Consider the following 14,631-nt stretch of genomic DNA (forward strand, 5'->3'; position numbering starts at 1 on the left):
GCTGGCATCCCTGCCGTGAGGGACTTTTCCCTCACCATCCAGCAGGGAGAACTGGTCACCCTGCTGGGCCCATCGGGCTGCGGAAAGACCACCACGCTGAACCTCCTGGCGGGATTCACCCATCCCGACCGCGGCGCCATCATCGTGGACGGGCGGCAGATCGAGTGGCTGCCGCCGCACAAGCGCAATACCGCGCTGGTCTTCCAGGGCTATGCCCTGTTCCCGCATCTGACGGTGGCGCGCAACATCGCCTTCGGCCTGGAGATCCGCAAGGTCGCCCCGGACGAGATCCGCCGCCGCACCGGCGAGATGCTGGAGCTGGTGCAGCTTGCGAACATGGCGGACCGGTATCCCCGCCAGCTCTCGGGCGGGCAGCAGCAGCGGGTGGCCATCGCCCGCGCGCTGGCGGTCAACCCGAGCGTGCTGCTGCTGGACGAGCCGCTGAGCAACCTCGACGCCAAGCTGCGCGAGGAGATGCGCTCGGAGATCCGCTCGGTGCAGCGCAAGACGGGCATCACCGCGATGTACGTCACCCACGACCAGGAGGAGGCACTGTCGATCTCCGACCGGGTGGTGGTCATGAATGGCGGCCTGATCGAGCAGGTCGCCACGCCGCAGGAGATCTATCGCGCGCCGGCCTCGCCGTTCGTCGCGAACTTCATCGGCGGCGCGAACCTCATACCGGTGACCGTCCGCGCGATCGAGCCGGACCATGTCGTCGCCGCCAGCGACGACGGCTTCGAATTCGTGGTCGCCGGCCCCTCGCCGACGGCGGTGGGCAAGCCCGCCTTCGTCATGGTGCGGCCGGAGCAGATCACGGTGTCCGCCCGCCACGAGCCGCCGAATTCCTACCCCGTGGCGCTGGACGACCACGCCTTCCTCGGCGCGGTCAGCTTCCTGGCGCTGCGCCTCGGCGATCGCCCCCTGCGCGTGCGGTCGCAGAGCGGCGAAGCCATCGCCCTTGCAGGCAAGGGGCAGATCTATGCGCGCTGGGCGCCCGAGCAGGCTCTCCTCATTCCCGACAGGACGCAATGAGCGCCGGCGCCATCATTCGTCCGCATCTCAAGAGCATCAAGCGCGGCATGCTGCTGGTGCCGGGCCTCGTCCTGTTCACCTTGATCGTGCTGGCGCCGCTCTTCGCGCTGTTCCTGCGCAGCATTACCGAGGCCAATCCCGCCGCGGGCATGGCCGCGGCGTGGACGCCGGACAACTACACCCGCTTCTTCTCGGATCCGTTCTTCCTGTCCGTGCTCGCCCGCACCTACCGGGTGGCGGCGATCGTCGTCGCGATCTGCCTCGTGATCGGCTGGCCGGTCGCCTATCAGCTGTCCAAGACCCAGGGCCGGGCGCGGCTCTATCTCTCGCTCATCGTCATGGTTCCGCTGCTGATCAGCGTGGTGGTGCGGACCTTCGGCTGGGTGGTGATCCTCGGCCCGCAGGGGCTGGTGAACAGCAGCCTGCAATGGCTCGGGCTGATCGACGCGCCGCTGCGGCTTCTGTTCAGCGAGACGGCGGTGGTCATCGGCGCCGTGCATACCTTCCTGCCGCTGATGGTGCTGCCGATCGCCTCCGCGCTCGACAATGTCGATCCCTCGCTGGTCCGGGCGGGCCGGAACCTCGGCGCGACGGGGCGGCAGATCTTCGTGCGGGTGCTCTTTCCGCTCAGCATGCCGGGCGTCCTGGCCGGCAGCCTCATCATCTTCGCGCTCTGCTCCAGCGCCTATGTGACGCCGGCCTTGCTCGGCGGCGCGCGCCTGCGCTTCATGTCGACGCTGATCTATGAATACAACATCGTGGTGCTGGACTGGTCGTTCGGCAGCGCGCTGTCGGTCATCCTGGTCGCGCTGACCATCGCCATCGTCGCCCTCTACTCGCGCTTCATCGAACGGATCGCGTTTCGCGGGGTGTTCCAGCGATGACCCGCGACAGCGTCTCCTCCGCCCTCCCCGCGCGCGTGGGCGCGGCGCCGGCCGGCATGGCCCGCTCCCGTCCGCCGCGGGCAGGCCTGCCCTGGCTCGCCGGCTTCACGGTCATGGTGTGCGTCTTCCTGGTGACGCCCATCGCGGTGGTGCTGCTGTCGTCCCTGACCGCGGCGGAGTATGTGACGTTCCCGCCGCAGGGGCTGAGCCTGCGCTGGTACGTGGCGGTGCTGCAGAACGAGGAGTTCCTCGGTTCGCTCATGGTCAGCCTCAGGGTGGCGGCCATATCGTCGCTGATCGCCTGCGTGGTCGGGGTTTCTGCCGCGATCGGCCTCGTCCGCCTGCGGTTTCCCGGCCGCGGCCTCGTGGAAGGGCTGTTCCTTTCGCCGCTGATGATTCCCGGCATCGTGCTCGGCGTGGCGATCCTGCAGTTCTATGCCCGCTCCGGCCTGATCTCCTCGACCGCGAGCCTGATCGCCGGCCATCTGGCGATCACAATTCCCTATGTCACCCGCCTCGCCATCGGCAGCCTGGTGGGGTTCGACGAGCGGCTCGAGCTCGCGGCGCAGAATCTCGGCGCCTCGCCGCTGCAGGCCTTCCGGCGGATCACGCTGCCGATCCTGTTCCCGGCCATCGCCGGCGCCTTCGCCTTCGCCTTCATCGTCTCGTTCGAGGACGTGAACCTCTCGCTGTTCCTCTCGAGCCCCCAGGCGACCACATTCCCGGTGCGGATCTATACCTACATGAGCCAGGAATCGAGCCCGATCATCAGCGCGGCGAGCTCCCTGCTCGTGCTGATCGTGCTCGTCGTCGCCATCGTGATCGACCGCCTCGTGGGCCTTGCGAGCCACGGGCAGAAACCCCCACGGCTTCCGGCAGACGCCGCAGCCCCTGGCGGAGGCAAGCCATGAGCGAGGATGCCGTCTTTCTCACGGCCCATCCGGACGTCAGCTCCGCGGCGATCATCCGGCTGCATCGGCCGCAGACGCGCAATGCGCTTCGTCCGCAGGATGCGCGCAGGCTCAACGAGCTGCTGATGCAGGTGCAGCACGATCCCGCGATCAAGCTCGTCTTCATCACCGGCAGCGAAGGCGCCTTTACCGGCGGGGCCGACATCAACGCCATCAATGAGCTGTCGGGACCGGAGCTCTCCGCCTTCGTCGAGCTGCAGGTGGACCTTCTCACCCGCATCGTGGCGATGCCGAAGATCGTGGTCGCTGCGGTGAACGGCGTGACGGCGGGCCTCGGCAACCACATTTCCATCTGCGCCGACCTGTGCTTCGCCGTGGACACGGCGAGCTTCAATTTCACCGGCGCCGCGAAGGGCCTGCCGAGCCTGCTCTACGGCACGCTCATGCTGCCGATGACCATCGGCCTCAAGCGCGCCAAGGCGATCTATCTGCGCGGCGGCAAGATCACCGCGCGCGAGGCGGTGGAATACGGCTTCTGCAACGAGGCGGTGGCGCCGGCCGACTGGGACGCGACGCTCGCTGCGCTCGCCGAGGAATTCGCCCCGCGCAACCCGATGACGCTCGCGCACAACAAATATCAGCTCAACCAGGCTGCACTGCAGCTCGCCGGAGCCGCAAAGCTCTCCGGCCTCGCCGGCAGCGCCGCGCTCTCCACCGCGACCGACATCCCCACCGGCCGCGTGCGCACCGGGCCTGCGTCATGAACACGCCGGAAGCCCCGGTGATACCGGTCGACGACGCGCTGTCCCTGCCGCGCGTCCTGATCGGCCAGGCCGAGCGCCACGGCGACAAGCCGCTGCTGATCTTCCCCCGCACCGGCGAGCACATCACCTATGCGGGCCTCGTCGCCGCGGCGGAGGCCGGCAGCACGCGGCTGCGCACCGCCTTCGCGATCCCGGCCGGCACCACCGCCGCCATCTTCCTCGGCAACCAGCCGGCCTTCGTCGAAGCCTGGTTCATCTGCCTGTTCGCCGGCATCGTCGACGTGCCGGTGAACCACGAGCTGCGCCGCTCGGCCCTGCTCTTCGCCCTCGCCACCGCCCGCGTCGAGGTCATCGTGACCGACGCCGACGGGTTTGCCGCGCTGCTCGATCCGGAGGTCGCCGGCTATCTCGCCCAGCTCCGGCTGATCATTCTCACCGAGCCCTGCGCGCGCGGGCCCGGGCCGCCCGGCGGGAACGCCTCCTGCGCCGTCGTCGCGCTCACCGAGCTTGCCGCGCCGGGGCCCGCCGACGGCCTGTGGCGCGCGGTGCAGGCCTCGGCGCTGGCCTCGATCCGCTACACCTCCGGCACCACCGGCAACCCCAAGGGCATCATGCACAGCCACCTGCACATGCTGGCGAAGTCGGCCGTGCAGAACCGCATCCTGGAGTTCGCCGGCACCGACCTGCTCTACAGCCCGTTTCCGCTCCACCACAACCTGTCGAGCATCAACGGGCTGATCGGCGCGCTACAGGCCGGCGCGACGATGGCTTCCGCCGGCCGCTTCAGCGCCAGTCGCTACTGGCCGGAGATCCGCGACTGCGGGGCGACCCTCGGGCACATCCTGCCGCCGCTGATGCCGATCCTGCTCAGCCAGCCGGAGCACCCGGACGACCGCCGCCATGCGGTGCGCCATCTGTGGACCGCGCCACGCTCGGAACGCTTCAACGCCCGCTTCGGCGTCGAGACGGTCACAAGCTATTCGCTGAGCGAGGTGGGAACCATCGCGCATCGCCGCGACGGCGGGACGGAGGGCAGCCCCGCCACCGGCGTGCCCTCCCCGGACATGACGGTCGCCATCGTCGATGCGGTGGACCGTCCCCTGCCGCCGGGCGAGGACGGCGAGATCGTGATCCGCCCGCAGCACCCCTATCGCATGCTGCTCGGCTACTACAACGACCTGCCGGCGACGCTCAGGGCCTTCCGCAACTGCTGGTACCATACCGGCGACCGCGGCTTGATCGATTCCGCCGGCGAGCTGCATTTCCTCGGCCGCATGGGCGACACCATCCGTCGGCGCGGCCTGAACATCTCCGCCGATCAGATCGGCGCCGAGATTCTGCGCCACCCCATGGTCACCGCCTGCGCCGTCATCGGCGTGCCGAGCCCGCTGGGGGACGAGGACATCCTTGCCGTCATCGTGCCGCAGCCGTCGGCGCAGGAGCCTGAGCACCGCATGCCCGCGCCCCTCCTGGCCGAGCTTCCGGCCTTCCTGGCGGAGCGGCTGCCGCGGACCCATGTGCCGCGCTTCTTCGAATTCACCGCCAGCCTGCCGCGCACCGAGACCGGCAAGGTGCGCCTCGCCGAGGTGCGGCGCATGCGCCGGACGGGCCCGGTCTGGGACCGGGAGACGCAGCAATGGATCGGGCCGGACGATTGCCCCGCGTGAAAGGCTGAGCGGCCTCACCCTTCGAGGCCGCGTGGCGGCGGGTACGGACCGTCTAACGGGAGAGATTCTGACGATGCGACGCGCTTATGCAGATACATGCCTTGGCCAGATCCATTATGCGACCTGGGGAGACGCCTCCAATCCCACCCTCGTCCTGCTTCCCCAGGGCGGGCGCTCCGTCGCCATGTACAAGGAACTGGCGGCGGAGCTTGACGCGGAGTTCCATCTGGTCGCTATCGACTATCCCGGGTCCGGCTGGTCGGATCCGCTGCGCGACGGCACGAGCTTCGGCGAGATCGGCGCCGCCTTCATCGACCTTCTGGATACGCTGGGCCTTCGCGAGGTGGCCCTCTATGGCCACCACACCGGCAACAAGATCGGCACCGCGATGGCCGCGGCCTTCCCGGAGCGGATCCGTCGCTTCGTGCTCGTCGGCCAGAGCCACAGCATCGTCGCCGATAATTCGCGGCGCGGCGGCACCGTTGGCAAGACAAAGCGCAAGCTTCTGGAAGCCGCCGACGAACGCGAGGCGGCGCTGGTCCAGTGGGCCGACCTGTTCAGCGTGATCAGCAGCCGCTGGTGGGACGAAGGCCTCGTCCGTGATTTCGACAATGCCGCGCGCCGCTCGGCGACGATCCTGAAGGTCGCGGATGAGCTGATGTCGGCGGAGAGCGCGCCGGCACTCTATCGCGCGAATTTCGCCTACGACCTCGAGCGCGACCTGCGGCGGATCGAAGCCCCGACGCTGATCATCGAAATCGCCTCTCCGAGCGAGGACCGGGCGATCGGCCGCCAGGGCGATCATCTGCTGGAGATCATGAAGCGGGCGCAGCTTGCCGTCCTGGAGGAGCCGGACTGGCACGGCAACACGATGGAGCACCGGGCCGCGGATCTGGCCCGCCTCCTCAGGACCTTCCTGGAAGCGCCCGCAAGCCCGGGCTGATCCGGCCCGATGCGCTCGCACAGGCGGAAAGCCAACAAGGCCGGATCCGGCCGGGCATCGAGACGATCAAGGACCTAAGGGCTTCGGGAAAGCTGGCGGTATCCGCATCGCGCCCGCAGCTGTAAGCCGGCATGGGCCTCGGTGCCGATCGGCGTCGCAACGCGTTGGAATCATCCGTTCGACCAGGGTTCGAACGGCGCGGCGATTCGCACTTTCCGAGCCTGGGCATATTCTTGGCCGTTCACCTTGGCTAACGTTCGGTCTCATGCCGGACCTTGCGTATCGTGCAGATGGTGTCGCGACCCGGAAAGGAGCGGTGGGAGGCTTCATGGAACTAAGGCAGCTTCGTTATTTCGTCCGCGTGGTGGAACTCGGCAGCATCAGCCGGGCCGCCGACGACATGAACTGCGTCTCCTCCACGCTCAGCCAGCAGATCACCAAGCTCGAGAGCGAACTCTCCACCCGCCTGCTGCAGCGGACCTCGCGCGGCATCGCGCCCACCGAGGCGGGGCTGGAGTTCTTCCGGGAAGCGCAGCTGTCGCTGCGACACGCGGACAATGCCGCCGGCGTCGCGCAACAGGCCCGCCGCTCGGGTCGCGTCAGCATAGGCTTCACTTCCACCACGGCAGCGGTGCTGGGCGCGCCGCTCCTCCAGCGCATGCAAGCCCGCTACCCCGACGTGCTGCTGCACCTGGTGGAAGGCGGATCCGGCCATCTGTCTGGCATGCTGAACGCCCGTCGGATCGATCTGGCCGTCCTGTTCGACATCGACAAGGGATGGCGCTGGAGCGTCACCCCGCTCGTCCAGGAAAAACTTTTCGTGATCGATTCCGCGCTTCACCCGATCGTCTCGCACCACGGGAAAACACTCTCCCTGTCGCAGCTCAAGGACATCCCGCTTCTGGTGCCGAGCACGGCGCAGGGCCTGCGGCGGACGCTGGACGCGGTGTTCTCCCGCGAGCGCATCCGGCCGCGCATCGTAGCCGAGATCGATTCCCTCTCGCTGCTGCTGGACGGCATCGAACGGGGCCTGGGCGCCGCATTCCTGCCCTGGGCGGCGGTTGCGCGCACGCGCGACGGCCAGTCGCGCTTCCGCCTCATCGAGGTAGCGGACGTGCTGCGCGCCAGCGCGGTGTGCGCGCTTTCCGACGACGAGCTGACCCTGCCGGCGCTCGCCGCCCGCACCGCCCTCATCGACTGCGCGCGCGACCTCACCAAGAGCGGGGAATGGAAGGGGACGCGTCTGAGTCTTCATGAATCGTGATATCCCCTTGCCGGACGCTGGCTTGCCATGGGCGGGTTTGGCTTTTCTAATTCCGCCAATGACAAATCGACGTGAGCATCGCTGTTTGCTGACGTAAATCGATGTTAAGTGGAGGAATAGGCTCATGGGGACGATGCGCGATCGCGCGGCGATCATCGGTGTCGGCAATAATCAGTACGGGAAGATGACCGCGGCGGTCAGTCCGCTTGTGCCGCTGGCCGCGGCGTTCAAGAACGCGCTCGCCGACGCGGGGATCCAGCGCGATGAGGTGGACGGCATCCTGGTCAATATCGGCACGCCGTTCGGGGTCGACTACGACCAGGTCAGCGAGGCCTTCGGGCTGGACATCCGCTTCTCCGACCAGACCTGGACCCATGGCCGGCAGATGTCGGGCGTGCTGGCGCATGCGGCGATGGCGGTCGATGCCGGGCTCGCCAACTACGTCGCCTGCGTCTGCTCGATCAACTGGGCGCGGGCGGGGACGGTCGGCGACCACGGCCAGTTCCAGGACGACCGCGAGATCGGCGGCGCCCATTTCGAGCATCCCTATTACGGCATGACCTCGCCGGGCGGCGCCTGGGCGATGGCGGCGCGCAAGTATTTCGACCGCTACGGCGCGACCAGCGCCGATCTCGCCGAGGTCTGCGTCTCGATCCGCGAGCATGCGCTGCGCAACCCGCTGGCGGTGATGAAGAAGCCGCTGACGGTGGCGGAGCACCAGGCCTCGCGCTATGTCTGCGAGCCGCTGCATCTTTACGACTATTGCCAGACCATCGGCGGCGCCTGCGTGGTCATCGTCACCACGCCCGAGCGCGCCCGCAACGGCCCGCACAAGCCGATCTACATCGCCGGCCACCAGGGCATGTGCGCCGGGCGGGCGGAAGCCACCGGCGCGCGGCCGGGGCTGGGCATCCACCAGCAGGACGAATCCTACCCGGTGCCGCGCGAGCGCGACCTGCTCGTCTACAAGATGGCCGGGGTCGAGCGCTCCGACATCGACGCCTTCTACACCTACGACGCCATGTCCAGCATCGTCTGGATGGCGCTGGAGCGGTTCGGCTTCTGCAAGCCGGGCGAGGCCTGGCAGTTCACCAAGGGCGGGCGGATCGGGCCCGGCGGCGAACTGCCGGTCAACACCCATGGCGGGCTATTGTCCGAGGCCCATGTCTCGGGCTGGAACCACATCATCGAAATGGTGCGCCAACTACGCGGGGAATGCGGCGAGCGCCAGTTGCCGAACGCGGAGCTCCTGCAATGGGGAACCAACCGCGGCGATTCCCTGATCTTGAGGAACTGACGCCATGACCGCACAGCAGGACATCCCGGCCAAGCCGCTTCCCGCCATCTCCGACTTCAACCGCCCGTTCTGGGAAGGCACGCGGGTCAACGAGTTCCGCATGCAGCGCTGCAACCACTGCAAGAAGCTGTGGGCCCCCAACGGACCCGTCTGCCCGCATTGCTTCTCCGACGACTATCACTGGGAAAAGCTCTCCGGCAAAGGCAAGATCGCAAGCTGGGTCGTGTTCCACAAGCTCTACCACAAGGCCTTCGCCAACGAGATCCCCTACAACGTCGCCTTCGTCGAGCTCGAGGAGGGACCGCGCGTCATCGCCAACATCGTCGGCGTCGACAACAAGGACATCAGGATCGGCATGCCAGTCGAAGCCGTCTTCGAAAAAATCAACGAAATCGTGACTGTCCCTAAATTCAAACCCAGATGAGCGGGGCCCAGAGCGTAGTATTAGCGCTCGATACGATCAGCATATCAGCGTATAAACCCTCGCCGAAAGGGAGATACGCAGCAACCTGGCCGGCGAACTCGCCGTCGATCTCGGGACAGCAGAGCGCGCCGGGGCGCTGCTCCAGATTGCCGAACAGGTGCTGACCGGATGCCGCCGGCGCAATCCCGCGCCGGCGTTCGCAGAGCTCCTCAATCGCATTTGGATGCGTGATGAAATTGAAAATCGAAGATGCGCGCACGCTGGCCGTGGAAGCGCTGATGGGGATCGGGATCGACGAGAAGGGCGCGCGGGTCACGGCGGACCATCTGGTCGACGCGGCCAAGCGCGGCATGACGTTCGGCGGGTTGCCGCGCATCCTCGCCATCTCGGAGCGGCTGAACGAGTACGGCGACCGCCGCCGGCCGATCGCCACGGTTCACGAAACGCCGGTCTCGGCGCTGATCGATGGCGGCGACAATGTCGGCTACATCGTCGCCGCCCATACGACGCAGCTCGCGATCGAGAAGGCGCGCCAGAGCGGCATCGCCATCGTCGGCGCCAACAACACCTACTACACCGGCCTGTTCGCCTATTACGTGGAGATGGCGACCAAGGCGGGGTTCGTTTCGTTCTGCATCGGCAACGGCAATGCCATGGTCGCGCCCGAAGGCGCCGCCGAGGCCCGGCTCGGAACCAACCCGATCGCCTTCGGCTTTCCCTCACAAGGCGATCCGGTGATCTGGGACATCGGAACCGCGGCGATCATGCAAGGCGAGCTCATGCTCCACATGCGGGTCGGCGAGGAGATCCCGGAAGGGCTCGCGCTCGACAAGCAAGGCCTGCCGACCCGCGACCCCGTGGCGGCGCTCGCCGGCGCGATCAAGACCTGGGGCGGGCACCGCGGCTCGGGCCTTTCGGTGGTGGTGCAGATGCTGGGCGCCCTGTGCGGCGGCCCGGTCATCTCTCCCGGCATCTGCGAGATGGCCTTCCTGATCGTCGTCATCGATCCCAAGGTGCTGATGCCCGGCGGCGAATACCCTGCGCGCGTGACCGAGCTCGCCGATGCGATCCGCAGCGCGCGGCCGCTGGAGGGAGCCCCGCCCGTCCGCATGCCATTCGACGGTTCCGCCAGGATCCGCCGCGAGAGCGAGCAGAACGGGTCTGTCGAGATTCCCGACGTGGTCCACGCGTCCCTGTTGAAGCTCGCAGGACAGCGGAAATCGATGTAGTCTCGGAACGGCGACGGAATAAGACAAAATCAAAATTGAAGGGGATGGAAAATGGTTGAAGACAAGAACATGCTTTCGCGGCGCACTGTGTGCGTATTGGGCGCGGCAGCGGCGGGAGCCTCCCTCGTGCCGGTGCGCGCGTTGGCCCAGACCGCGGCCCAGCTGCAGGCTGCCGAGAAGGAGGTCGTGCTCGCCGGCTATGGCGGCACGATCGAGCAGTTCATGCGCGACAAGCTGATCCCCGACTTCGAGAAGAAGACCGGAATCAAGGTGACCTACGTCGTCGGCACGGCGTTCACCAACTACGCCAAGGTGAACGCCTCCCGCAACAATCCCGACATCGACATCTACTGGTCCAACGAGCTGACCCATGTGGCGGGCAAGCAGCAGGGGCTCTACGAAAAGCTCGACCCCGCGGTGCTGACCAACCTCGCCGATGTCTACGACGTGGCCAAGGACCCCGACAACATCGGGGTCGGCAGCTACATCCTCGCCACCGGGATCCAGTACAATAGCGATGCCCTGAAGGCGGCCGGCATCGAGCCGCCCAAGACCTGGGAAGATCTGTGGGATCCCCGGTACAAGGGCAAGATCGCCATGTATTCGTTCAACGTGGCCTATTCCCAGGATCTCGTGGCGCTGATGGCGCGCTATCTGGGCGGCACCGAGAAGGACGTGAAGGCCGGCATCGCCAAGCTCAAGACCCTGCGCGAGAACGGCAATCTGGTGAAGTTCGTCAACAGCCCGGCCGAGCTCGACACCATGATGGTGCAGGGCCAGGCCTGGGTGACGGTGAACGGCAGCGCGCGTTCCGGCATCCTCCAGAGCCAGGGCGCGCCGATCGCCTTCTCCTATCCCAAGAACGGCACCGGCTACTTCACCAACTATTTCGACGTGGTGAAGAACGCCCCCCATCCCAAGGCGGCGCAGATCTTCGTGAACTATCTGATCGGCGAGGAGGGCCAGCAGCTGCTCGCGCGCGGCACCGTCGCCGCCCCGGTCAACAAGAAAGTCGCGATCCCCGACGACCTGAAGGCTATCGTTCCGAGCCCGGAGGAAGCAGCCAAGCTGATCAAGATCGACCGCGGGGAGATGAACGCGCAGCTCGATAACTGGGCAGCGATGTGGGATCGGGAGATCCAGGGGAAACGCTGATCGGCGCATGGCGTCGTTCGGCTGAAATTCCGCTTTCAACCCAAGGACTTTGCATGTCGATCGAGGCTCCGAGGGCTGCAACCGTAGGCCATACGGTGTCGGGGGGGGCGGAGACGGCCCACCCCCGGCACGGCACGGCGCAGTGGCCGGTCGTGCTGCTGCTTCTGCTGCCGGCGACGCTGCTGTTTTTTATGTTTTTCATCGTTCCGCTGTGCATGCTGGTGCTGAACAGCTTCTATGGCTACAGCCGGCTCAGCGGCATCGTCCCGGTTCTGAGCCTCGACAACTATGTCGCCATCTTCACCGATTCCTACAATATCTCCATCATCGGGCGGACCCTTCGGCTCGGGCTGCTCACCTCGGTCCTGACCCTCCTGCTCGGCTATCCGGTCGCGCTCTACCTGTCGATCGCGCCCTCCTATCTGAGGGGCTTCATCATCCTGATGGTGCTGTCTCCGCTGCTGGTGAGCGTGGTCGTGCGCACCTTCGGATGGCTGATCATCCTCGGGCCGAACGGCCTCATCGATACCGCGTTCAGCGCGCTCGGGATCCCCATCCCGCCGATCCTGCACACGGAGGCTGCGGTCGTGATCGGCCTCGCCAACGTGCTGCTGCCTTTCCTCGTGCTGTCCGTCGCCACCTCCCTCCAGGCGATCGACCCAGCGGTTCCGCTGGCGGCATCGAGCCTGGGGGCGAACGCCTGGCGGGTTTTCTGGCACGTCACGCTGCCGCTGACGCTGCCGGGCATCATGTCGGGCCTGCTCATCGTCTTCTCGCTGGCGTCGAGCTCCTTCGTCACGCCCTCGCTGCTCGGCGGCTCGAACTATTCGGTGCTGTCGACGACCATCTACGAACAGGCGATGGTCATGCAGAACTGGCCGTCGGCTGCGAGCTTCGCGGTGGCGCTGGTGCTGATCGTGTTCCTGGTCCTGCTCGTCCAGTCGCGCTTCGTCGAAGGTGGAAAATTCAAGGTGGTGTTCCATTGATCCCGACCGCGATGCAGCGCGGCCTCGCCGCGTTTTCCCTCTTCATCTGCGTCTGCGCGGTGTCGCCGGTCCTGGTGATCATCATCGAGTCCTTCACCTCGGCGAACTATGTCGTGTTCCCGCCGCCCGGCTTCAGCATCAAATGGTACATCGAGACCTTCAAGCGGCCGGAATTCATGGCCTCGCTGATGGTCAGCCTGATCGTCGCCGTCTTTTCCAGCCTGGTGGCGACAGCGCTCGGCACCATCACCGCGCTCGGCCTCGTGCGGCGGGAGTTCCTCGGCCGCAAGCTGCTCCAGCAGCTGTTCATGATGCCGCTGAGCCTGCCCGGCCTGATCTTCGGCCTGTCGCTGCTGCAGTTCTTCGCCATGCGGGCGATCTCGATCAACGTGGTCACGCTGGTGATCGCGCATATCATCATCACGACGCCGTTCGCGATCCGCTTCGTCAGCACCGCGATCCTCGGCGTCAATCCAGAGGTGGAGCGCGCCGCGCAGAGCCTTGGGGCGGACAGGTTCAGAACCTTCTGGCACATCACCATGCCGCTCATCCGGCCGGGCGTCGTCGCCAGCCTCGTCTTCACCTTCATCCTGTCGTTCGACGAGGTGGCCGCCTCGCTCTTCCTCTCCAGCCCCACCGCCACGACCCTGCCGGTGCGGATCTACGTCTATATCGACCAGAACTACGATCCGCTGATCACGGCCATCAGCTCGATCCTCGCCTTCGCCGCGGCGACCGCGCTGGTCATCATCGAATTCACCATCGGCATGGATCGCCTGTTCGGCCTGCGCCGGGCCTGACGGCGACGCCGCGAGACATCATTGCCGGGAGACATGATCATTGGCTCACATTGAACTCTTGGACATCACCAAGGTCTATGGAAACCATACCGCGGTGGCGGGCATTTCGCTGCGCGTCGAGCAGGGCGAGTTCCTCGCGCTGCTCGGGCCCTCGGGCTGCGGCAAGACGACGACGCTGCAGATGCTCGCGGGCTTCGTGGAACCCACCTCCGGCGACATCGTCGTCGGGATGAAGACCATGCGCGGGGTGCCCTCCCACAAGCGCAACATCGGCGTGATGTTCCAGAGCTACGCGCTGTTCCCGCACATGTCGGTGTTCGACAACGTGGCCTTCGGCCTCAAGATGCGCAAAGTGGCTCCGGGCGAGATCGCGACGCGCGTCAACCGGGCGCTGGATCTGGTCCAGCTCAACCAGCTCGGCGAGCGTTTCCCGCGCCAGCTTTCGGGCGGCCAGCAACAACGCGTCGCACTGGCGCGGGCGATCGTCGTCGAGCCTTCCGTGCTGCTGCTCGACGAACCCTTGTCCAACCTGGACGCGAGCCTGCGCGAGCAGATGCGGTTCGAGATCCGCGAGATCCAGAAGCGGATCGGCATCACCACCGTGTTCGTCACCCATGACCAGAACGAGGCCATGGCGGTCGCCGACCGCCTGGTGGTGATGTCGAAGGGACAGATCCGGCAGGTAGGCACGCCGCAGGAGATCTACGAATCCCCGGCGGATGTGTTCGTCGCCTCCTTCATCGGCCAGGCCAATCTGCTGCGCGGCGAGGTTGCGCAGGTCGGCGACGGCGTCGTCGAGGTCATGCTGAAGTCGGGGCAACGCGTCAGCGCGCGGCAGACGGGACCGGCGCAGCCGGGCCAGCCGGCGACGCTCGCGGTGCATCCGGAGGATCTCCAGATCGCCGCGGCCCCGCCGGGCGGCTTCAACGCGGTCAACGGCGTGGTGACGCGAACCAGCTATCTCGGTTCCACGTTCAATATCGGCGTTTCGGTCGGCGATACGGCCCTGACGCTGGTGACGGTGCGCAACGGCCAGATCCCCCGTCAGGGCGAGAGCGTGACCGTGTGCTGGCCGCCCAGCGCCGGCATTCTGCTGGTCGAGAATGCCTGACCGGCCGGGGAGCAGGTAGGACCCTGCCCCGCCGGAGTGGTCGCCGCTCGGGACATGCCCGACCGGAGCCGCCCCCAGACGATACGTCCGGCGCGAAAATGCGCCTCTACGCCGGACGCCTTCAAGCCGGAACGCCTCGCGTTCGGGCAGGTCGGCGCGCA

The 14,631-nt window shown here is 66.8% G+C and carries 14 protein-coding genes; all 14 read left to right on the plus strand.

All coding sequences use genetic code 11. The features are described from left to right. Positions 1-15 precede the first annotated feature (15 nt). The 14 genes from M9917_RS00995 to M9917_RS01060 all read left to right on the plus strand — a co-directional run bounded on the left by M9917_RS00995 (position 16) and on the right by M9917_RS01060 (position 14,470). On the plus strand, positions 16-1,035 hold the full coding sequence (locus tag M9917_RS00995) for an ABC transporter ATP-binding protein (protein WP_297250451.1): 1,020 nt from the start codon (positions 16-18) through the stop codon (positions 1,033-1,035). Then, positions 1,032-1,919, plus strand: coding sequence for an ABC transporter permease (locus tag M9917_RS01000; protein WP_297250452.1), 888 nt, complete (start codon positions 1,032-1,034; stop codon positions 1,917-1,919). The genes M9917_RS00995 and M9917_RS01000 overlap by 4 nt, the downstream gene beginning before the upstream one ends. After that, positions 1,916-2,830, plus strand: coding sequence for an ABC transporter permease (locus M9917_RS01005; protein WP_297250453.1), 915 nt, complete (start codon positions 1,916-1,918; stop codon positions 2,828-2,830). The genes M9917_RS01000 and M9917_RS01005 overlap by 4 nt, the downstream gene beginning before the upstream one ends. Continuing rightward, positions 2,827-3,594 (plus strand): enoyl-CoA hydratase/isomerase family protein, encoded by a 768-nt coding sequence (locus tag M9917_RS01010; RefSeq protein WP_297250454.1) that lies wholly within the window; start codon positions 2,827-2,829, stop codon positions 3,592-3,594. The genes M9917_RS01005 and M9917_RS01010 overlap by 4 nt, the downstream gene beginning before the upstream one ends. Continuing rightward, on the plus strand, positions 3,591-5,261 hold the full coding sequence (locus M9917_RS01015; RefSeq protein ID WP_297250455.1) for an AMP-binding protein: 1,671 nt from the start codon (positions 3,591-3,593) through the stop codon (positions 5,259-5,261). The genes M9917_RS01010 and M9917_RS01015 overlap by 4 nt, the downstream gene beginning before the upstream one ends. Before the next feature lie 73 nt (positions 5,262-5,334). After that, positions 5,335-6,204, plus strand: coding sequence for an alpha/beta fold hydrolase (locus tag M9917_RS01020; RefSeq protein WP_297250456.1), 870 nt, complete (start codon positions 5,335-5,337; stop codon positions 6,202-6,204). 328 nt (positions 6,205-6,532) lie between these two features. Further along, the gene (locus tag M9917_RS01025; RefSeq protein WP_297250457.1) at positions 6,533-7,468 is read left to right on the plus strand and encodes a LysR substrate-binding domain-containing protein; all 936 of its coding nucleotides are present in this window, start codon (positions 6,533-6,535) and stop codon (positions 7,466-7,468) included. A 124-nt stretch (positions 7,469-7,592) separates the two neighbouring features. Further along, on the plus strand, positions 7,593-8,765 hold the full coding sequence (locus M9917_RS01030) for a thiolase family protein (protein WP_297250446.1): 1,173 nt from the start codon (positions 7,593-7,595) through the stop codon (positions 8,763-8,765). A 4-nt stretch (positions 8,766-8,769) separates the two neighbouring features. After that, entirely contained in the window at positions 8,770-9,189 is a 420-nt protein-coding gene (locus tag M9917_RS01035) for a Zn-ribbon domain-containing OB-fold protein (protein WP_297250447.1), read from the plus strand. A gap of 230 nt (positions 9,190-9,419) precedes the next feature. Next, a complete protein-coding gene (locus M9917_RS01040) occupies positions 9,420-10,418 on the plus strand; it encodes an Ldh family oxidoreductase (RefSeq protein ID WP_297250458.1) in 999 nt (332 codons plus the stop codon). Positions 10,419-10,544: 126 nt separating this feature from the next. Continuing rightward, complete coding sequence (locus tag M9917_RS01045) at positions 10,545-11,573, plus strand: ABC transporter substrate-binding protein (protein ID WP_297250459.1); 1,029 nt, start codon at positions 10,545-10,547, stop codon at positions 11,571-11,573. Positions 11,574-11,626: 53 nt separating this feature from the next. Beyond that, positions 11,627-12,559: an ABC transporter permease gene (locus tag M9917_RS01050; RefSeq protein WP_297250460.1), complete on the plus strand. Its 933-nt coding sequence runs from the start codon at positions 11,627-11,629 to the stop codon at positions 12,557-12,559. Next, complete coding sequence (locus M9917_RS01055; RefSeq protein ID WP_297250461.1) at positions 12,556-13,359, plus strand: ABC transporter permease; 804 nt, start codon at positions 12,556-12,558, stop codon at positions 13,357-13,359. Before M9917_RS01050 ends, M9917_RS01055 begins: the two co-directional genes overlap by 4 nt. 40 nt (positions 13,360-13,399) lie before the next feature. Next, entirely contained in the window at positions 13,400-14,470 is a 1,071-nt protein-coding gene (locus M9917_RS01060) for an ABC transporter ATP-binding protein (protein ID WP_297250462.1), read from the plus strand. Positions 14,471-14,631 lie beyond the last annotated feature (161 nt).

It is taken from the genome of Bosea sp. (in: a-proteobacteria), from assembly GCF_023953965.1.
GTDB lineage: Bacteria > Pseudomonadota > Alphaproteobacteria > Rhizobiales > Beijerinckiaceae > Allobosea.